Here is a 424-nt window from a genome sequence, read left to right on the forward strand (position 1 = left end):
ATCACGCGAATTAAGTTGGAACAAGCACGGACAATCTTTTTTACGTAAACAAGACGTGGAACGCCGTATTTGTTGGCTTGACGCCATACGGTTTCCGACTGAGGCTCAACACCCGAAGTACCGCAGAATACAACGACAGCGCCGTCGAGTACGCGCAGGGAACGTTCAACTTCAATGGTGAAGTCTACGTGACCCGGGGTATCGATGACGTTGAAGCGGTGCTCATGCGCATACTGCTTCTCGGAACCTTTCCAGAAGGCGGTGATTGCAGCAGAAGTAATGGTAATACCACGCTCCTGCTCCTGCACCATCCAGTCTGTGGTCGCGGCGCCGTCATGCACCTCGCCCATTTTGTGACTTTTGCCGGTGTAAAAAAGGACGCGCTCGGTGGTGGTGGTTTTACCAGCATCCACGTGAGCGACGA

General features: G+C 53.3%; 1 protein-coding gene. It reads right to left on the reverse strand.

Annotation, left to right across the window (positions count from 1 at the left end; genetic code table 11):
- Positions 1 to 424, reverse strand: a 424-nt coding sequence (locus ACIOUG_RS27125) for a GTP-binding protein (protein WP_401070272.1), incomplete at both ends; no start/stop codon positions are given.

The organism is Pseudomonas sp. NPDC087803 (assembly GCF_044742995.1).
Taxonomy (GTDB): Bacteria; Pseudomonadota; Gammaproteobacteria; order Pseudomonadales; family Pseudomonadaceae; genus Aquipseudomonas.